Consider the following 19,500-nt stretch of genomic DNA (forward strand, 5'->3'; position numbering starts at 1 on the left):
ACATTATCCGAGGCGATAGTTAGGCGCTTCTTTGGTGATGGTCACATCGTGAGCGTGTGACTCTTTCATGCCCGCGCCGGTCACGCGAACAAATTGCGCTTTGGTGCGTAAATCGTTGATGGTAGCAGAGCCAGTCAGACCCATGCATGAACGCAAACCACCCATTTGTTGGTGGATGATTTCTTTCATCATGCCTTTGTAGTCTACGCGGCCTTCAATGCCTTCTGGGACCAATTTGTCGGCAGCATTGTCGCTTTGGAAGTAACGGTCAGATGAGCCTTTTGACATCGCGCCCACCGATCCCATACCACGGTACGATTTGTACGCGCGGCCTTGGTAAAGCTCAACTTCACCCGGTGATTCTTCCGTTCCTGCCAGCATGGAGCCAACCATCACACAGGATGCGCCAGCGGCAATCGCTTTACACATATCGCCCGAGAAGCGAATGCCACCGTCAGCAATGACCGGAATACCATATTCCTGCGCAACCGCTGCTGCATCACTGATAGCAGTAATTTGTGGTACGCCAACCCCGGTCACAATACGGGTGGTGCAAATCGACCCTGGACCAATCCCTACTTTAACGGCATCAACACCAGCTTCAATCAGGGCACGAGCACCGTCTGCCGTGGCAACGTTCCCCCCCACGATTTGCAGGTTTGGATACGCGGCGCGTGTATCACGAATGCGTTGTAACACGCCTTCAGAGTGGCCATGTGATGAGTCAATCAAAAGAACGTCAACACCGGCTTCCACCAAGGCGGCCACACGCTCTTCATTGCCCGCGCCAGCACCGACGGCGGCACCCACGCGCAGACGGCCTTGCTCGTCTTTACAGGCGTTTGGTTTACTTTCTGCTTTCTGGAAGTCTTTTGCGGTGATCATGCCGCTTAGGTGGTGGTCTTGATTGACGACCAAGATTTTTTCCACGCGGTGTTGCTGCATCATTTGCTGAACTTGTTCTCGATCGGCACCTTCTTGCACCGTGGCTAAGCGCGACTTCGGAGTCATCACTTCATCAACACGCTTGCTCAAGTCAGACACAAAACGTACATCACGGCCGGTGATAATGCCGACAAGCTCTTTTTGTGCGTTAACCACTGGATAGCCGGCGAAACCGTTGCGTTCGGTGAGTGCTTTCACATCCGCAATGGTCATTTCTGGCGTCACTGTCACAGGGTTTGTGACCATGCCCGCTTCGTAAATTTTAACCAAGCGAACTTGCTCAGCTTGCTGTTCAATGGTCATGTTTTTGTGGATAAAACCAAGGCCACCTTCTTGCGCAAGTGCAATCGCCAGACGAGCTTCTGTCACCGTATCCATCGCTGCTGATAAAACAGGGATGTTCAGGCTAATAGAACGAGTCAGTTGGGTTCGCAGATCCGCAGTGTTCGGAAGAACAGTGGAATGGGCAGGGACGAGGAGTACATCGTCAAAGGTTAGCGCTTCTTTCGCGATTCTCAGCATTGCAATATCTCACACCAAAATTTGTGAAGGGGAACAAAATATTGCCGCAGCATTATACGTATAGCGCAAACGTTTGGCTACAGGTTTTTACTGAGAATTTTCATTTATTGGTGTCTTTGATTTTAGGCGCTTAATATTCAATCACTTCGGGTGAAAACGCCCACTCACGCACGGCATACGCTTAGCAATTGGCATCCTCAAACCAGACAGGTAGTATGCGTGCAGGTGAATGAAAAAGGTTGGCGACGTGAGCACAAACAATCGCAACATTTTGACGGTGTCTCGGCTGAATGCCGAAGTTCGGCTGTGTCTTGAGCGCGATATCGGCATTGTCTGGTTAAGCGGGGAGATTTCCAATTTTACCGCCGCAGTCTCGGGGCATTGGTATTTATCGCTAAAAGATAACCAAAGCCAAGTGAAATGTGCCATGTTCCGCGGTAACAACCGTCGTGTTACCTTCAAACCGAAAAATGGCGACCAGGTGTTAGTCCGCGCCCGAGTGTCCTTGTATGAGCCACGCGGTGACTATCAGTTGATCCTCGAAAGTATGCAACCTGAAGGGGATGGACGGTTACAACAAGAGTTTGAGCAACGTAAGCAGGCGCTTGCGGCCGAAGGGCTTTTTGCTCAAAGCGAGAAAAAGCCGTTACCCGCTCAACCACGCCGTATTGGCATTATTACCTCCAAAACCGGCGCTGCCTTGCATGATATTCTGCATGTGCTCAAACGCCGCGATCCTAGCCTACCCGTTGTTATTTATCCTACGCTGGTGCAAGGGCGCGATGCCGCGGTCAGCATCGCGCAAGCCATTGGTCGTGCCAATAGCCGTGCAGAGTGTGATGTCTTAATTGTGGGTCGTGGCGGGGGGTCGCTAGAAGATCTCTGGTGTTTTAATGAGGAAATCGTCGCCCGTACCATCGCTGCCAGTACAATTCCTATCGTCAGTGCGGTGGGCCACGAGGTGGATGTGACCATTGCTGATTTTGTCGCTGACATGCGCGCCCCAACCCCTTCAGCTGCTGCGGAGCTGGTTAGCCGCGATCTGAGTTATCGGCTTCAGCAATACCAGCAACGCGAGCAGGCACTCAGTCGCGCGATGGCCGATGTGCTTTATCGTCAGCAACGCCATCTCACCCAATTGTCGCACCGTTTGTCCCACCAGCATCCGCGCACGCGCTTACAACAGCAAAGCCAGCGATTAGATGAGCTACAACGGCGCATGCAACAGGCGATGATGACCAAAATTCGTCGTGCTCAGGCGCAATGTAGCCAGTTGGACGGCCGATTGCAGCGTGCAACGCCAATCCACACCATTCATCGCCAGCAAGGGCATGTGAGCCAGCTTGAGCAGCGTATTAATCACGCCATGGACGCTCACTTACAGCACGCACAACAGCGGCTGCATACCCTGATGGCAACCTTAGATGCCGTTAGCCCACTGGCCACCCTAACCCGAGGTTATTCCATCACTCGTACGGACGATGGCAAAGTGGTGACCCAGACCGAGCAGCTTAGCGTGGGTCAAACATTACATACCCATCTGCGTGAGGGCGACATCACAAGTACGGTCACCGCGCTGACACCGGCTTCTGTCTCCCCCGCACAGGATTAACCTCTGTACAACCGACTTCTCTCTGATCTGATTGTGATCGCCTGATCGAGGGGTTAATGCCCCTTGATCAGCTTCCTACCCTAAAAAGAATATTTATCAATACACTTCCCGAAAGCATAAGTTACATGTTCTGCATTTGGATTTTAATCGATATAAAAAACTATTTTGGTGTGTGTTTTGGACGTGATCCAGAATTAATGAAAAGAGAATAGCGTCAGGTGATGGTTGAATTCTCACCGCTCAAAAACCCGCCTAGCGCGGTATGACAGCGGATCGTGTCACTGACTTTAACCAGCACTTTAATGTGATTTAGATCACTTAAATTCAGTAAAAGATCATGAAAAAGATCGTAGACCGGCATAGAAGATCAAAAAAAGCCCAGCGCGATGGCTGGGCAAGTGATTACTTTTTGTTTCGGTTTTTCACCATATCCATCAAGCGCTTGCGCTGTCTGGACTGAGAAAGTGTCAGCTTCTCTTTCTTCCCTTCATACGGGTTTTCACTATTCTGGAACTGGATCTTAATCGGGGTGCCCATAATATCGAGCGTCCGGCGATAGTAGTTCATTAAATAGCGCTTGTAAGAGTCCGGAAGTTCATTAACCAAGTTACCGTGAATTACCACAATCGGCGGGTTATAACCCCCGGCGTGTGCGTATTTCAGCTTCACTCGGCGACCTCGAATCATCGGCGGTTGGTGGTCGTCCTGCGCCATCTTCATGATGCGCGTCAGCATCGACGTGCCTACACGCTTGGTCGCTGACTCATAGGCTTCTTGAATCGACTCAAACAAGTGACCCACACCCGTACCGTGCAGGGCAGATATAAAGTGAACACGCGCAAAGTCGACAAAACCCAGACGGCGGTCGAGCTCTGATTTGACACGCTCTTTCACTTCGCTATCCAATCCATCCCACTTGTTGACCGCTAGCACAATAGAGCGTCCGGCATTCAAGGCAAAACCCAGCAGGCTTAAGTCTTGGTCAGAGATGTTTTCGCGCGCATCAATCACCAGCAACACCACATTGGCGTCTTCAATCGCTTTAAGGGTTTGGATAACCGAGAACTTCTCGACTTTATCCGTCACGCGCTTACGACGTCGTACACCGGCGGTGTCAATCATCACGTATTCGCGTCCATCACGCTCCATAGGAATGTAGATAGAGTCACGTGTGGTGCCCGGCATATCGTAAACCACTACGCGCTCTTCGCCGAGCATGCGGTTGGTTAGGGTCGATTTACCCACATTTGGACGGCCAATAATGCCAATTTTAATCGGCTGAGCTTGGAGGCGCGCGTACTCGTTTTCCGCTTCCTCTTCGGTCATGGTAGTTTCGTCTACCGGCTCGATATCATCCTCACCGGTGAGATCAACCAAACCAGCTTCTTGGTCTTCTTTGGCTTGTTCCGCGAACGGCATCAGCGCACGGTTGATCAAGGTACTTACACCGCGACCATGTGCGGCCGCAATTTGGTACATGTTGTCCATGCCTAGTTGCCAAAAGTCAGATGCGGCGGTGTCCGGATCCATCCCGTCGACCTTATTCACCACCAAGAAAGATGTTTTTTCACGGGTGCGAATATGCTGCGCAATCTCTTGGTCGGCCGGGGTTAAACCCACACGACCATCAACCATAAACAGGACAACGTCCGCTTCTTCAATGGCGGCCAAAGATTGCTCGGCCATTTTGGTTTCTACGCCTTCCTCGGTGCCATCAATACCGCCGGTATCGATCACGATGAACTCGTGTTCACCTAGCATCGCTTTACCGTATTTTCGATCCCTGGTCAGTCCCGGAAAGTCCGCTACTAGCGCATCACGCGTACGGGTTAGACGATTAAAGAGCGTCGATTTCCCTACGTTCGGGCGCCCTACAAGGGCAATAACAGGAATCATGTAGACCTCTTCTCTTTCATTCTCTTATCAATGAACAAGGCTCCTCACTGTCAGAGCAGTCAGGAGCCCAAAATAGTTATGTTGGCTAATTCTACTCGATGGTCAGTTTTCTCATTTGACCATCACGTGTGATCACAATATAGCCGTTATCCGTTTGTACTGGCGCAACGGCGATGCCATTACCTTCCAGTGACTGCTGAGCAACAAACTCGCCGGTTTGTGGATCAAGCCAGTGCAAATAACCTTGGCTATCACCCACCATGATATAACCGCTGCTCGCCGAAGGCGGCGTGAGAATCCGGTATTCCAGCTCAGTGTTACGCCATTTTTCTAGGCCGTTGCGCGCATCCAATGCTACGACATCGTCTTTATCATCAATCAGATAAACGGTGTTGCCCGCAACCATAAAGTCTGTCGCTGTCGAAAAATCACGCTTCCACGCCGCTTGACCAGAGCGCAAATCAATCGACACCAATTGACCATTATACCCCACCGCGTACAGGCGGTCGCCTTCAATCACCGGAGTGGCATCCACATCGACCAGACGATCAATTTCGGTCGCCCCTTTCGGCGTGGCAATCGGAATTTGCCAGAGCGAGCGACCATCTTGGATCATCGCCGCGCCCAATCGACCATTGGCCATGCCCCAGAATAAACCGCCGGAGATAGTGACGGGCGCACTGTCACCACGCAAGCTGAGATTGGGCACATCGTTGGTGTTGTTCCATTGCACTTCACCCGATTCGGCGTCCAACGCAACTAGTTCACCACGGCTGGTATTGACCACGACCAGTCCAGCTTCAACCAAGGGTTTTGACAGGATTTCGCCGTTGACGTTTTGTTGCCAAACGAGCTCACCGTTTTCGGCATCCAGTGCATAAAGCACCCCAGTTTCCGCGCCGACATAGACTTTCCCGTAAGACGCACTCAAACCGCCCGAGAGCAACGCAGGTACATCGGTTTGCACTGATTGTTCCCATACCGACTGACCGGTCTGTAAATCGTACGCACCGATAAGGCCGTTACGATCTGCGGCAAAGACTTTGTCATAAGCCACGACCGGACGCAGTGCAGAGTAATAATGACCGACGCCATCACCGACTTGTGCTTTCCATTGCAAGCTTGGGGTAAATTGGCTATTCACCGTCGGCAATGGTGCCATTTGCACCACATCTTCTTCACCGGCACAACCGGCGAGCAACGCCAAGGCAGCTGCCATCGCCGCCCCACGCCATAATCCTTTTGTCATACCGCGACCTTACTGACTGAGGTTGTTAAGCTTCATATTGACGGTTGGGTTCTCTGCCGCTGCAAGTGACGCCGCATAGGCGCTACGTGCCGCATCTTTGTCGCCTTTAAGCAGCATGATATCACCACGGATCTCTTCCACCTTCGCGTGCCAGCTTGGTGCCTTCACGCTATCGAGCTCAGTCACTGCGGTGTCATAATTACCTAACTCCGCCTCAATCCGCGCAAGACGAGTGGCAATTAAACCATGAATGGCATCGTCTTTAACCCAAGCACTGGCTTGACGCAGCTGTTCGCTCGCTTGCGCAAGCTCCCCTTGTTCAACCAGTTTTTTCGCCAATTGCATAGCAGCTAACGCACGATAGCCTTCGTGGTCTTCGCTTTTAACCACGTTCTCAAGGGCGGCGGTTTCGCCTTTGTCCAGACCACTAAGCGCTTGAACATATTGCTGTGAGGCTTGTTCCTTGCTCTCAGTCACGTGTGCTTGGTAGTAACGCCATCCATATAGCACACCCAATCCGACTACAGCGCCAATAACAACGGCTTTGCCGTTATCTCGCCACCACTTTTTAATCGCTTCAACTTGCTGTTCTTCTGTGGTGTAGACGTCCACGATCTGTCCTCTCTAAATCAAATCTGCGAGTGTCGCGGCGACCTCGTCTTGTTTCAAGGTTTGCTGCTCGCCGCCTTTCAAATCTTTTACTGCCACGGTGCCATTCGCGACTTCATCTTCGCCAAGCACCAGTGCCACAGACGCACCGACTTTGTCCGCACGTTTAAATTGTTTTTTGAAGTTACCCCCGCCAAAGTGCGACATAACACGTAGGCCCGGGACTTGCTCACGTAAGCGCTCAGCCAGCTGCATACCGGCAACGAGGCTACCTTCTCCAACCGTGACAACATACACATCCACTGCAGGACGCACATCATCTTGGTTCAGGGTTTCGAGCATCAGAACGAGACGCTCGAGGCCCATCGCGAATCCAACCGCAGGCGTCGCTTTACCGCCGAGTTGTTCAACCAGACCATCATAGCGACCGCCGCCACATACTGTACCTTGGGCGCCAAGGCTGTCTGTGATCCACTCGAACACGGTGCGGTTGTAGTAATCAAGGCCACGGACCAAACGGTGGTTAACCTCGTATTGGATGCCTGCTGCGTCCAAGAGTTCACACAAGCCGGCAAAATGCTGCTTCGATTCCTCATCGAGGTAATCGCTCAGCTTAGGAGCATCCACCAGAATGGCTTGGATGTCAGTATTTTTGGTATCCAACACACGTAATGGGTTGGTTTTCATGCGGCGTTTGCTGTCTTCATCCAAAACAGATTCATGCTGCATCAAAAAATCCACCAAGGCTTGGCGATAGTCAGCACGCGCTTGTGGCGAGCCAATTGAATTAAGCTCTAAACGGACGTGATCGGCAATGCCTAGCTCACGCCAGAGACGCGCCGTCATCATGATCAGTTCAGCGTCGACGTCTGGGCCATCGATGCCAAACACTTCCACACCAAATTGGTGGAATTGACGATAGCGGCCTTTTTGTGGACGCTCGTGACGGAACATTGGGCCGGTGTACCAAAGGCGATGTTCTTGGTTATAAAGCAAGCCATTTTCTATACCGGCACGCACACAACCCGCTGTCCCTTCAGGACGCAGTGTGAGGCTGTCACCATTGCGATCATCAAAGGTGTACATTTCTTTTTCGACAACGTCAGTGACTTCACCGATGGCGCGGCTAAAAAGATGGGTTGCTTCCACGATTGGCATGCGTACTTCGCTATACCCGTAAGCACTGACCACCTGCTTGACCGTGTTCTCTAGTTTTTGCCATAGGGGAGACTGAGACGGGAGGCAATCGTTCATGCCTCGAATTGCTTGAATTGTTTTAGCCACGTTAACTTCCGTTACCGATTAAAGAGTGAGAATGGAGAAGGCGGCCGTTAGGCTTCGCCTTCCTTTTCAATTTGTGAGACGTCGATGCGGTTCTTTTCATCCATCATCGCCGCTTTCGCGCGAATTTTTGCCTCAAGTGCGTCGACAAGGTTCTCGTTATCAAAACGCTCTTTCTGACGCTTGCCATCGAGGTAATAGGCGCTGCGTTTGTTGCCACCCGCCAAGCCTAGATGAGAGACTTCGGCTTCACCGGGCCCATTCACCACACAGCCAATCACAGAAACGTCCATCGGCGTGGTGATGTCTTCAAGGCGCTGTTCGAGCGCATTCACGGTTCCTATCACATCAAATTCTTGACGCGAACAGCTTGGGCAGGCAATAAAGTTCACCCCGCGTGAACGGATCCGCAGTGATTTTAAAATATCAAAACCGACTTTGATTTCTTCTACCGGATCAGCGGCAAGGGATACACGCAAGGTATCACCAATGCCTTCCGCTAATAGCATCCCTAGGCCCACCGCAGATTTAACCGCACCCGCACGGGCGCCACCCGCTTCGGTAATGCCAAGGTGCAGCGGTTGATCGATTTGCTGCGCCAATTTTCGATATGACTCGACGGCCAAGAATACGTCTGAGGCTTTCACGCTGACTTTAAATTGATCAAAGTTGAGCCGATCCAGGATATCGACATGGCGCATCGCTGACTCAACTAGCGCGTCTGGGGTCGGTTCACCATATTTTTCTTGTAAATCACGCTCCAGTGAGCCGCCATTCACGCCAATACGGATCGGGATATTCTTATCTCGCGCAGCATCCACCACGGCACGAATGCGTTCTTCACGGCCTATATTACCGGGATTGATGCGCAAGCAATCCACACCGTATTCTGCGACTTTTAAGGCAATACGGTAGTCAAAGTGGATATCCGCGACCAACGGGATCGAGGTTTGCGCCTTGATCAATTTAAAGGCTTCAGCCGCATCCATCGTCGGTACCGAGACACGTACAATGTCGGCGCCCACTTTTTCTAGCGCTTTAATTTGCGCTACTGTGGCATCTACATCTGTGGTGCGTGTATTGGTCATCGATTGCACCGCTATCGGCGCACCATCACCAATGGGAACATTACCGACGTAAATACGTTTAGACGGACGGCGTTTAATCGGGGATTCGGTATGCATGTCGACGTTCTCTGATTACTGCGGAAGGCGCAACCGTGCCACTTGGCCGGTTGGATAGCCATCAAGATCAATATTATCGCCATTAAAAGTAATGGTCACCGCACTCGGGGCGCCCAATACCAGTTGATAAGGCGGCTCACCGTTTAAAGTCAGTGCATCGCCGTTGGTTTTAATGCCCGTGGCCAAGCGCGCACCGGTGGCATCACGGACGTCAATCCAGCAATCGCTGCTAAAGCGCATGACCAATGTGTTGTCCGCAGCGACCGGCGCTTCGTTATCATTGCCGACACTGTCATTGGCAACGCGCTGGGCTTCATCGATTTGTTCGCTGATGCTCGGTTCGCTGGTCGTTGACTCTGGCGCCACGGCTTGTGTCGCTTGTTGTCCTTCGCTAGAGGCCGGCACCGATGGCTCTGGTTCAGCGTCCGAGATAGGTGCTTGTGCAGGCTCATCGCTTTGTGTTTCTTGCGGCGCGGCTTCTGGAAGTGGCTCAGCCACCGGCATGGTATCGGTGTCATTCGGCGTGGTCACCAACTCGTCCGCTGCTTGCTGTGGCACTATGGGTTCAACGGTTTGTTGATTTTGCCAGTACCAAGCACCAGTGATCCCAACCAAGATCAGCGCAATCACTCCTGAGAGCATCATCAAACGGCTCTCGCTTTTCTGACGACGTGTTTTGCGTGAAAAGCTCTGCATTTTTTGCACCGTTTCAGCACTGCTGGCTTCCATATCGCTGGTACCAATCAGGCTATCGGCATCAATTTGCATCAGTTTGGCGTAGGATCGCAAATAGCCACGTGTAAACGTGGCCAATTGATCGGTATCTGGATTGTTGTTTTCGAGATCTTCAATCACGCTCACGCGCAATCTCAGCCTGTCGGCAACATCGCGAACACTCCAGCCCATTTTTTCACGCGCTTGCTTTAATACTTCCCCGGGCGCAGGTTGAGTATGCGTTTGCGCTTGTTCTTCCGTCTGTTCAGTATTCATTCGCTAGGTACAATTGATATTCTTTGGATTCTGGAAACTGTTGCGCCAATCGTTGTGCATCATGGGCAGCTTGCTCCGCGTTGCCTTGTTGTTGATGTGCCTTCACTAAAAGCAGCAACCCCGCAGGGCGCTCGCCGACCTGTCTTTGCAGACGTTGAATACGTGCGATAGCACGCGTCTCTTGCCCATCTTCGATTTCAAGTTTGGCAAGTTGCAATCCTGACCGTACTCGAAGTGGGTCATGATCGACGGCTTTTTCAAACAAGGCTTTTGCACTTTGCCTTTCCCCAGCCGTTAGCTGACAAAAGGCGGCATTTTCATAACTGTCTGACACCCGATGATAATACGGTTGCGCAATGGCTTGCAAAAATGCTTGCTTCGCCGCAGCGAAACGCCGCTGCTCACACAAAAATACACCGTAATTGTTATATACGTCGCCATTATCGGGCGCCTGGCGCAATGCTTGTTGATAAAAACGGTCGGCTTTTTCACTTTCACCGACACGTTGTTGATAATACGCCATTGACAGCAAGGCACGATAGTAGTCTGGCGCATATCGTAGCGCTTGTTGTAAGTTTTGCTGCGCTTGTTGATAGCGATCACTGTTTAGGTAGCCTAATCCCAGTGATATTCGGGCATCCGCTGCCCGAATACTATCAAATTCTGAACTTTTTTGCTTTTCTACTGGCGTGGCACATCCAGCCAACGTCATGATGAGTAAGAGTACACAGCCAGTACGGTGCATGTCCCTATCCTTTTTTCTGAGCCTAACGGTCAGACTGGACGAACAGGGATAACCTCCTGTGCACCCAGTCGCTTCTCGGCGCGTTTGGTTCGATCAATGATATCGCCGGCTAATTGCCCACAAGCGGCATCAATATCATCTCCACGCGTCTTGCGTACCGTCACGGTAAAGTCGTATTCCATCAAGGTTTTCATAAACCTATCGATACGAGAATTACTCGGTTTCTTGTACGGAGATTCAGGATACGGGTTAAATGGAATAAGGTTAATCTTCGCTGGCGTATCTTTCAGTAGCTCTGCGAGCTGACGCGCATGCTCCATATAATCATTGACATGATCGAGCAAAATATACTCAACCGTGACACGACCACGGTTCGCATTCGATGTCGCAATATAACGGCGCACGGCATCAAGGAATGCCTCAATGTCCCAGCGGTCATTGATTGGCATGATCTGGCTACGAAGCTCATCATTCGGCGCATGCAGAGAAATCGCCAACGCCACGTCGATTTTACCGATCATTTGCTCAAGACCTGACACAACCCCTGAGGTTGAGACCGTCACGCGACGCTTCGATAGGCCGTAGGCGTTATCATCTAGCATCAGGTTCAACGCTGGGATCAGATTTTTCATGTTCAGTAACGGCTCGCCCATGCCCATCATCACCACGTTGGTGATCGGACGGCGACCAGTTTCTTTTTCAATCCCGATTTCTTTCGCCGCACGCCATACCTGACCGATGATCTCAGACACGCGCAAGTTGCGGTTAAAGCCTTGGGCACCGGTCGAGCAGAATTTACAGTCCAACGCACAACCAACCTGCGAAGACACACACAAGGTAGCCCGGTCATCTTCTGGGATATAGACGGTTTCAACATCTTGACCAGCCACACGCATGGCCCATTTAATGGTGCCATCTTTTGAGTACTGGGCCGATGCCACTTCTGGTGCGCGGATCTCCGCCACACGCTTGAGTTTCTCACGCAACTTCTTGTTGATGTTGTTCATCTCATCGAAGTCGTCGCAACCGAAGTGATAGATCCACTTCATGACTTGGTCGGCACGGAATGCCTTTTCGCCGAGCTCGTCAGCAAAATATGCACGGAGTGCCTGCCTGTCAAAATCAAGCAGATTAACTTTCTCTGTTGTCATTGGGGGTTGCCTCGTAAGAACTAGCTGTGTGGTAAAGACAAGTATATTCGCCATTGCGGCACGCTGCTTGTCCACCCTGTTGTGCTAACAAGGAGCTGGCGTGCGCGCTCAAGGCGCGAAATTGTACAAGCTTTAGATCACAGTTTCCACTCTCAGCGAGCAGGGTTATTTGCACTTAAGACGTAAAAAAAGAGGCCAACGCCTCTTTTTAAAACACTCGTGCGCTAAAAGCGGGATTAGCAACGAGGATGGATCTCATCGGCTGTGAAGAAGTAAGCAATTTCACGCTCAGCAGACGCGGGGCTATCCGAGCCATGCACTGAGTTGTATTGCATGCTTTCTGCAAAATCGGCGCGCAAGGTGCCACAGGCCGCTTCTTCTGGGTTGGTTTTCCCCATTAGCTCGCGATAACGGCTAATCGCGCCCTCACCTTCTAGCACTTGGACCATAATGGGACCCGAGGTCATAAACTCGACCAGTGACGCAAAGAACGGTTTGCCTTGGTGTTCGGCATAAAACCCTTCTGCTTGCTCCTTGGTCAGATGCAGCATTTTCGCTGCGACAATACGCAAACCAGCACTTTCGATACGCTGATAGATAGCACCAATGAGGTTACGCTCTACGGCATCAGGCTTGACGATAGAAAAAGTGCGTTCAATGGTCATTCGCTTTTCCTTTCACTCTCTATAATGGGCCTCAAGGGACGATACGGGCCTACCCTAGCAGACTTTATCCGTGCGCCCTAAGCCTAATCAGGCGAAGCGTTAACTGGCACAAAAAATCAGTGACATGCTTCGCCTGTTTTCAGTCAATGAGCGATTATTTCGCCTCATCCAACAACACACGAGCGAGGGTTTTCACACCCATACCGGTCGCGCCCACCGCCCATTTGTCATTCGCGGCTTTACGATAGGTACCGGAGCAATCAACGTGCATCCAACCTTTTTGATAATCATCCACGAAGTAGGACAAGAACGCAGCCGCGGTGCTCGCGCCTGGCATGTATGCACCAGAAGACGCATTAGCAATGTCCGCGAACGATGAAGGCAAGAGTTTACGGTGGAATTCTGCCAGTGGCAGCGGCCACATGCCTTCACCTTCTTGCTGCGCCGCTTCAAGGGTGCGATGCGCCAGTGAGTCGTCAAAACTGAATAAAGCGTGATAGTCATTACCCAGCGCGGCTTTCGCTGCACCGGTTAGGGTCGCACAATCAATCAAGAGTTCAGGCTTGTGTTCACTGGCGTACATCAGACCATCGGCTAAGACCAATCGGCCTTCCGCATCAGTGTTGAGCACTTCAACCGTCACACCGTTTTTGTAGGTAATGATATCCCCAAGCTTATAAGCGCTGCTTGAGATCATGTTTTCTGCGCAGCATAGGATCAGTTTGACGCGCTTATTCAGCCCTTTAGCAATCGCCATCGCTAATGCGCCGGTCGCGGTGGCAGCCCCCCCCATATCGGCTTTCATCGACGCCATAAAGTCAGACGGCTTAATGCTGTAACCGCCCGAGTCGAAGGTGATCCCTTTCCCCACTAAACACGCATAGACAGGGGCAGATTCATCACCAGTTGGGTTGAAGTCAAGCTGCAGCATGGTCGGTTTACGCGCCGAACCACGTCCAACGGTGTAAATGCCGTTCCAGCCTTGCTCAAGCAAATCGGTGCCAGAAATAATTTTATAACTGACCGCCTCTGGGGCCATGGATTTGACAAACTCCCCCGCGCGGGCAGCCAGTTGATGAGGGCCCACTTCTTCGGCAGTTTGGTTGATAATGTCGCGCACCCAATCGCCCACTTGCTGGCGCAGGGCGAACTCATCGGCATCGGCGCCACTGAGCACCGCCTGTTCAAATGCGACGGTATTTTTCGGGTCGCGCAAACCTTGATAGAACGCCCACGCCAGTTCCAAGTCCCACTGGTCACCACCAAGCGTTAATGCTGGTACGCCTTGCCCTTCAAGCTTGCGAGCGGCTTGCTGTACTTTATCGCGTTGCGTCTCGCCTTTTGGCGCGTGTACAACCGCTTTATCCGCCTCAAATGAGACCAAGGCGTTCTCGCCCCAATGCGCGGCTGCCGGTTCATGCGACAAAGTAACCATTAATGTTTCAGACATAGTTGCACTCCTTGTACTATCGCGCTGCTTTTTGCTGCGCAGCGTCATCCGGCTATCTTAATCGAGGTCGATGACAGCCAGTTGAATGTAAAAAAGCGAGCCGATTGGCCCGCTTTTAATAATGTGTTAGGTATTTGGCCACAGATACTGTGCCGAGGCAGTGGCTAAAATACAAGTATTATCAGCCACTCACGAGAGTTAACCCTCAGTCTAGCTCATCCATCCAACACATGATGATCGCTTCTAGGATACGCTCATTAGAACGCTCCGGATCGTCATCAAAATCCTCTAACTCAGTGATCCAACGGTGTAAATCCGTAAACCGTACCGCTTTAGGGTCTACATCTGGGTAGGTATCACTCAGTTCAATCGCGATATCGCGTGAGTCTGTCCATTTCAAGCTCATCTTGCTTCTCCGTCCTTAGCGGCTTGGATTAATGGTTTTCTGCCGCATGGTTGAGGGTATAACGTGGGATCTCGACCACGAGATCTTCATCCGTGATTTTTGCCTGACAGCCGAGACGTGATTCAGGCTCCAGCCCCCACGCTTTATCCAGCATATCGTCTTCTAGCTCGTCACTTTCGTCGAGTGAGTCGAAGCCTTCACGAACAATGATGTGACATGTGGTACAGGCACAGGACTTTTCACAGGCATGTTCGATCCCAATACCGTTTTTTAGCGCCACGTCGAGAACCGTTTCACCTTCTTTGGCCTCTAATTCTGCGCCTTCTGGACACAAATCTTGGTGTGGCAGAACAATAATCTTAGGCATGATTACACCTCATCAATGGATTGGCCGGCCAACGCATGACGAATCGATTGGTCCATGCGACGTGCCGCAAAGGTCTGGCTTGCTTTATCCAGCGCTTTGATTCCGGCTTCTATCGCAGCGCCATCATCACCGTTGCGCAGAGCGATCAGTTTTTCTATTTCATTCACCAGTGCTTGTTGCTCATCGGCATCAAGCAAGGTATCGCCATCTTGTTGCATCGCAACAAGCAGCCCTTCAATCACGCGGTCAGCTTCAACACGCTGCTCCGCTAAGTAGCGCGCGTCTTTGTCTTCTGCCGCATGGGTAAACGATGATTTGATCATCGTAGCGATCTCGTCATCGCTGAGCCCGTAAGACGGCTTCACTTGGATGGACGCTTCAACCTCGGTCGATTTTTCCATCGCGGTGACAGACAGCAAGCCGTCAGCATCCACTTGATAGGTAACGCGCACATGTGCGGCGCCAGCCGTCATGGGTGGAATGCCTTTCAGGCTAAACTGGGCCAGTGAGCGACAGTCGTCGACCATCTCACGCTCGCCTTGTACCACATGCACTTTCATGCCAGTTTGGCCGTCTTTGAAGGTCGTAAACTCTTGCGCTTTGGCGACAGGAATCGTGGTATTACGTGGAATGATTTTTTCCACCAAGCCACCCATGGTCTCAATACCGAGTGACAAGGGGATCACATCCAACAACAACATGTCAGAGTCTGGCTTGTTGCCAACTAAAATATCCGCTTGAGTGGCCGCACCCATGGCAACCACTTTATCCGGGTCAATGCTGGTGAGGGGCTCACGCCCGAAGAATTGGCCAACCTGCTCACGAACCGCAGGCACACGGGTTGAACCGCCCACCATAACCACTTCCAGCACTTCATCAGCACTGACACTGGCATCTTTCAGTGCACGACGGCACGACATCAAGGTTTTCTTGATCAGTGGCGCCACCAGCTGATCGAACGTTTCTCGCGTCAGCACGCCCTGCCAACCAAGCACATCAATGGCAGTGGTGTCCGCCGACGATAGCGCAATTTTGGCTTGTGTCGCCGCGTGAAGCACCGTACGACGCTCATCACCACTCAGGGTTTCAAATCCGGCTTGCTCGCAGATCCACTGTTCAACCAAGTGGTCAAAATCGTCGCCACCCAGTGCCGAGTCACCGCCCGTGGCCATGACCTCAAACACCCCTTTCGAAAGGCGCAAAATAGAAATATCAAAGGTACCGCCGCCAAGGTCGTACACGGCAATCACGCCTTCTTGACCAGAGTCGAGGCCGTAGGCAATCGCCGCCGCAGTTGGCTCATTAAGCAGGCGCAAGACATTAAGGCCTGCAAGTTTGGCCGCATCTTTGGTCCCTGCGCGCTGCGCATCGTCAAAGTAAGCAGGCACCGTAATGACCACGCCTTCTAAGGCGTCGCCTAGGCTGTCCTCTGCGCGCTCACGCACGGCACGTAAAATATCGGCCGAACCTTGAACAGGGTTAATCGCCCCTCGACGTGTCTCGACTTGTGGAAGACCGTTTTCGGTTTTAGAAAACTGATAAGGCAAATTAGGGTAGCGGGCTTGGACATCTTCCAATGAGCGTCCCATCATACGTTTCACGGACACCAAGGTGTTCGCGCTGTCTGTCTGCACTTTGTCTAGCGCATCGTAACCGACAGAAACAGTCTCTTCACCGTAGTGGACGACGGAGGGGATCAAAGGTCGGTCTTGATGGTCGTTCAAGGTGGTCGCCTTGCCACTTCGCACCGACGCTACCAAGGTGTTGGTGGTCCCTAAATCAATGCCCACCGCGTGTTTGTGCTCGTGCGGCGCAGCACTTTGACCGGGTTCTGAAATCTGTAACAGTGCCATGTCGAATCCTTAAACTTTACTGCGTTGACAGGCGAATAAGTGCAACATCAGCCCATGAGCTGATCTTCAACGCGTTCCACTTCTTGACGAAGTTTGACCGCAAACTTGAGCTTACGAACGATCACCGCAGCATCTTGCCACTGCGATTGTGCTAGCGCGGTTTTAACATCCGCAATCAAGCTGTCGTAAAGCGCTTGGGCTTTCTCACCAAAATCAAACAATGCCGCGTCGTCATGACTGTCGGTGATTGACTCAAGTTCTTCGCGCAGCATCATTTGCTGCATTAAAAACTCCGGATCCTGCATGGTCTGTTGCTCGTCTTTCAAGTCAATGCCTTGCAGGAGCAGCATGTATTCTGCGCGACTCACCGGATCTTTTAGGGTCTGGAACGCATCGTTTATTTGGGATGCTTTCTGTACCGCCTGAAGACGAGTCTTATCGTCTTGGCTAGCCACATTGTCGGGGTGGTACTGACGTTGCAGTTCCCGGAATGTGGAAGAAAGCGAGCTACCGTCCAGCTCAAACTGGTACGGTAGCTCGAAGAGTTCAAAATGATTCATGTGCTCTCACGAATTACACGTTAAAGCTTTCGCCACAACCACACTCGCTGCTCACGTTAGGGTTGTTGAACTGAAAGCCCTCATTTAGGCCTTCTTTCACAAAGTCCAGCTCTGTCCCTTCGAGATAAAGCAGGCTTTTGCTGTCGACGATCACCTTTACACCGTCACGTTCGAACACCTGATCGCCTTCTTGCAGCTCATCAGCAAACTCAAGGACATAAGCCATGCCTGAGCAACCTGACGTTCTGACACCCAGTCGCAGGCCAATGCCTTTGCCTCGGTTATCCAAAAAAGCTCTGACGCGATCAGATGCCGCTTGTGTCATGGTAATCGCCATAGTTACAACAACCCCTTGGTTTTACTGCTGGTGTTTTTTCTTGTAATCACTCACTGCCGCTTTGATAGCGTCTTCTGCCAAGATAGAGCAGTGCACTTTTACCGGCGGAAGTTCTAGCTCTTCAGCGATCTCTGAGTTTTTGATCGCGGCGGCATCATCAATTGAGCGGCCTTTTACCCACTCAGTCACCAGCGAGCTTGATGCAATCGCTGACCCACAGCCGTAGGTTTTAAATTTGGCGTCTTCGATGATGCCTTGGTCGTTCACCTTGATTTGTAGCTTCATAACGTCACCACAAGCCGGCGCACCCACCATGCCGCTACCGACAGACGGATCATCTTTTTCAAACGCACCGACGTTACGTGGGTTTTCGTAGTGGTCAATTACTTTATCGCTGTAAGCCATAATCGTTTCCTCAAATATGATTGCTCACTGTTGCCAGCTGGCGCGTTTTTTGAATTAGTGGTGCGCCCATTCAACGGTACTTAGGTCGATACCGTCTTTGTACATATCCCACAATGGAGACATTTCACGCAGTTTGTTAACCGCTTCGCGGACTTTTTCAACCGCGTAGTCCACTTCTTCCTCAGTGGTGAAGCGGCCAAATGAGAAACGCAGTGAGCTGTGTGCAAGCTCATCGTCACGTCCCAGTGCACGCAATACGTAAGAAGGCTCAAGGCTTGCTGACGTACAGGCTGAGCCTGAAGAAACGGCAAGGTCTTTCAATGCCATCAGCAAAGATTCGCCTTCAACAAACGCAAAGCTTACGTTTAGGTTGTGTGGAACACGCTGTTCCATATCACCGTTGACGTAGACTTCTTCCAGATCTTTAACGCCTTCGTAGAAGCGGTTACGCAATGCCAGTGCGTGTTGGTAATCTTTTTCACGCTCTTCTTTGGCAATACGGAACGCTTCACCCATGCCCACGATTTGGTGGGTAGGGAGTGTACCTGAACGCATACCGCGTTCGTGGCCACCACCGTGCATTTGCGCTTCGATACGCACGCGAGGTTTACGGCGAACATACAGCGCCCCGATACCTTTAGGTCCGTAGGCTTTGTGGGCGCTGAATGAAATCAGGTCCACTTTCATTTCTTGCACATCGATAGGCAGTTTACCGATAGATTGCGCCGCATCGACATGGAACATGATCTTGCGCTCACGGCACAGTTCGCCAATGGCCGCGATATCTTGAATCACACCGATCTCGTTGTTCACGTGCATGATAGACACTAAGATTGTGTCGTCACGCATCGCTGCTTCGAGCTTTTTCATGTCTACCAAGCCATTTTCTTCTGGCTCAAGGTAGGTAACTTCAAAACCTTCACGTTCGAGTTGACGGCATGGGTCCAACACCGCTTTATGCTCGGTTTTACAAGTAATGACGTGCTTGCCTTTCTTCGCGTAGAAGTGAGCGATGCCTTTAATTGCCAAGTTGTCAGACTCGGTCGCACCAGAGGTAAAGACGATTTCACGAGGATCAGCATTGCAGTAGTTCGCGATGTGCTCACGAGCGGTATCCACCGCTTCTTCTGCCTGCCAGCCAAAACGGTGCGAGCGAGAGGCCGGGTTACCAAAGAACCCGTCCATAGTCAGGTACTGACTCATTTTTTCAGCCACACGCGGGTCAACCGGACACGTGGCTGAGTAATCAAAATAAATGGGCAATTTCATGTTT

19 protein-coding genes are annotated in these 19,500 nt (G+C 51.5%); 1 reads left to right on the forward strand and 18 read right to left on the reverse strand.

All coding sequences use genetic code 11. From position 1 onward, the window contains the following. Positions 1-3: 3 nt before the first annotated feature. Positions 4-1,467 (reverse strand): IMP dehydrogenase, encoded by a 1,464-nt coding sequence (gene guaB / locus N7E60_RS11080; protein WP_069590671.1) that lies wholly within the window; start codon positions 1,465-1,467, stop codon positions 4-6. Positions 1,468-1,714: 247 nt separating this feature from the next. Here guaB and xseA point away from each other — a divergent pair, with 247 nt between their 5' ends. After that, positions 1,715-3,079 carry an exodeoxyribonuclease VII large subunit gene (gene xseA, locus N7E60_RS11085; RefSeq protein ID WP_269597500.1) on the forward strand — a complete coding sequence of 455 codons (1,365 nt, stop codon included), beginning with the start codon at positions 1,715-1,717 and terminating at the stop codon, positions 3,077-3,079. Between the two features lie 402 nt (positions 3,080-3,481). On the opposite strand, the gene der is transcribed toward xseA, so the two are convergent. From der to N7E60_RS11170, 17 genes are all read right to left on the reverse strand, one after another. Continuing rightward, a complete protein-coding gene (gene der / locus N7E60_RS11090; protein ID WP_069590670.1) occupies positions 3,482-4,975 on the reverse strand; it encodes a ribosome biogenesis GTPase Der in 1,494 nt (497 codons plus the stop codon). Between the two features lie 91 nt (positions 4,976-5,066). Then, the gene (gene bamB / locus N7E60_RS11095; RefSeq protein WP_069590668.1) at positions 5,067-6,224 is read right to left on the reverse strand and encodes an outer membrane protein assembly factor BamB; all 1,158 of its coding nucleotides are present in this window, start codon (positions 6,222-6,224) and stop codon (positions 5,067-5,069) included. Between the two features lie 9 nt (positions 6,225-6,233). Then, positions 6,234-6,836 (reverse strand): YfgM family protein, encoded by a 603-nt coding sequence (locus N7E60_RS11100; protein WP_077456458.1) that lies wholly within the window; start codon positions 6,834-6,836, stop codon positions 6,234-6,236. Positions 6,837-6,848: 12 nt separating this feature from the next. After that, a complete protein-coding gene (gene hisS / locus N7E60_RS11105; RefSeq protein ID WP_269597501.1) occupies positions 6,849-8,117 on the reverse strand; it encodes a histidine--tRNA ligase in 1,269 nt (422 codons plus the stop codon). Between the two features lie 47 nt (positions 8,118-8,164). Continuing rightward, a complete protein-coding gene (gene ispG / locus N7E60_RS11110; RefSeq protein ID WP_069590662.1) occupies positions 8,165-9,298 on the reverse strand; it encodes a flavodoxin-dependent (E)-4-hydroxy-3-methylbut-2-enyl-diphosphate synthase in 1,134 nt (377 codons plus the stop codon). A gap of 15 nt (positions 9,299-9,313) precedes the next feature. Next, complete coding sequence (rodZ, locus tag N7E60_RS11115; protein WP_269597502.1) at positions 9,314-10,288, reverse strand: cytoskeleton protein RodZ; 975 nt, start codon at positions 10,286-10,288, stop codon at positions 9,314-9,316. Continuing rightward, positions 10,278-11,033 carry a type IV pilus biogenesis/stability protein PilW gene (gene pilW, locus N7E60_RS11120; RefSeq protein WP_077456452.1) on the reverse strand — a complete coding sequence of 252 codons (756 nt, stop codon included), beginning with the start codon at positions 11,031-11,033 and terminating at the stop codon, positions 10,278-10,280. The genes rodZ and pilW overlap by 11 nt, the downstream gene beginning before the upstream one ends. A gap of 29 nt (positions 11,034-11,062) precedes the next feature. Next, positions 11,063-12,184: a bifunctional tRNA (adenosine(37)-C2)-methyltransferase TrmG/ribosomal RNA large subunit methyltransferase RlmN gene (locus N7E60_RS11125; RefSeq protein ID WP_077456450.1), complete on the reverse strand. Its 1,122-nt coding sequence runs from the start codon at positions 12,182-12,184 to the stop codon at positions 11,063-11,065. A 236-nt stretch (positions 12,185-12,420) separates the two neighbouring features. Further along, the gene (ndk, locus tag N7E60_RS11130; protein ID WP_077456448.1) at positions 12,421-12,849 is read right to left on the reverse strand and encodes a nucleoside-diphosphate kinase; all 429 of its coding nucleotides are present in this window, start codon (positions 12,847-12,849) and stop codon (positions 12,421-12,423) included. A gap of 154 nt (positions 12,850-13,003) precedes the next feature. Then, positions 13,004-14,299, reverse strand: coding sequence for an aminopeptidase PepB (gene pepB / locus N7E60_RS11135; protein ID WP_269597503.1), 1,296 nt, complete (start codon positions 14,297-14,299; stop codon positions 13,004-13,006). Between the two features lie 205 nt (positions 14,300-14,504). Then, positions 14,505-14,699, reverse strand: a complete 195-nt coding sequence (gene iscX / locus N7E60_RS11140) for a Fe-S cluster assembly protein IscX (RefSeq protein WP_175418670.1) — start codon at positions 14,697-14,699, stop codon at positions 14,505-14,507. Between the two features lie 34 nt (positions 14,700-14,733). Continuing rightward, a complete protein-coding gene (gene fdx / locus N7E60_RS11145) occupies positions 14,734-15,072 on the reverse strand; it encodes an ISC system 2Fe-2S type ferredoxin (protein WP_069590648.1) in 339 nt (112 codons plus the stop codon). Between the two features lie 2 nt (positions 15,073-15,074). Beyond that, positions 15,075-16,925 (reverse strand): Fe-S protein assembly chaperone HscA, encoded by a 1,851-nt coding sequence (hscA, locus tag N7E60_RS11150; RefSeq protein ID WP_069590647.1) that lies wholly within the window; start codon positions 16,923-16,925, stop codon positions 15,075-15,077. Positions 16,926-16,972: 47 nt separating this feature from the next. Continuing rightward, a complete protein-coding gene (hscB, locus tag N7E60_RS11155) occupies positions 16,973-17,485 on the reverse strand; it encodes a co-chaperone HscB (protein ID WP_069590645.1) in 513 nt (170 codons plus the stop codon). A gap of 13 nt (positions 17,486-17,498) precedes the next feature. After that, the gene (iscA, locus tag N7E60_RS11160; protein ID WP_069590643.1) at positions 17,499-17,822 is read right to left on the reverse strand and encodes an iron-sulfur cluster assembly protein IscA; all 324 of its coding nucleotides are present in this window, start codon (positions 17,820-17,822) and stop codon (positions 17,499-17,501) included. A gap of 21 nt (positions 17,823-17,843) precedes the next feature. Further along, entirely contained in the window at positions 17,844-18,227 is a 384-nt protein-coding gene (gene iscU, locus N7E60_RS11165; protein ID WP_069590641.1) for a Fe-S cluster assembly scaffold IscU, read from the reverse strand. A 54-nt stretch (positions 18,228-18,281) separates the two neighbouring features. Beyond that, on the reverse strand, positions 18,282-19,496 hold the full coding sequence (locus tag N7E60_RS11170) for an IscS subfamily cysteine desulfurase (protein ID WP_077456440.1): 1,215 nt from the start codon (positions 19,494-19,496) through the stop codon (positions 18,282-18,284). Positions 19,497-19,500 lie beyond the last annotated feature (4 nt).

Source organism: Salinivibrio proteolyticus, assembly GCF_027286365.1.
Classification (GTDB): domain Bacteria; phylum Pseudomonadota; class Gammaproteobacteria; order Enterobacterales; family Vibrionaceae; genus Salinivibrio; species Salinivibrio proteolyticus.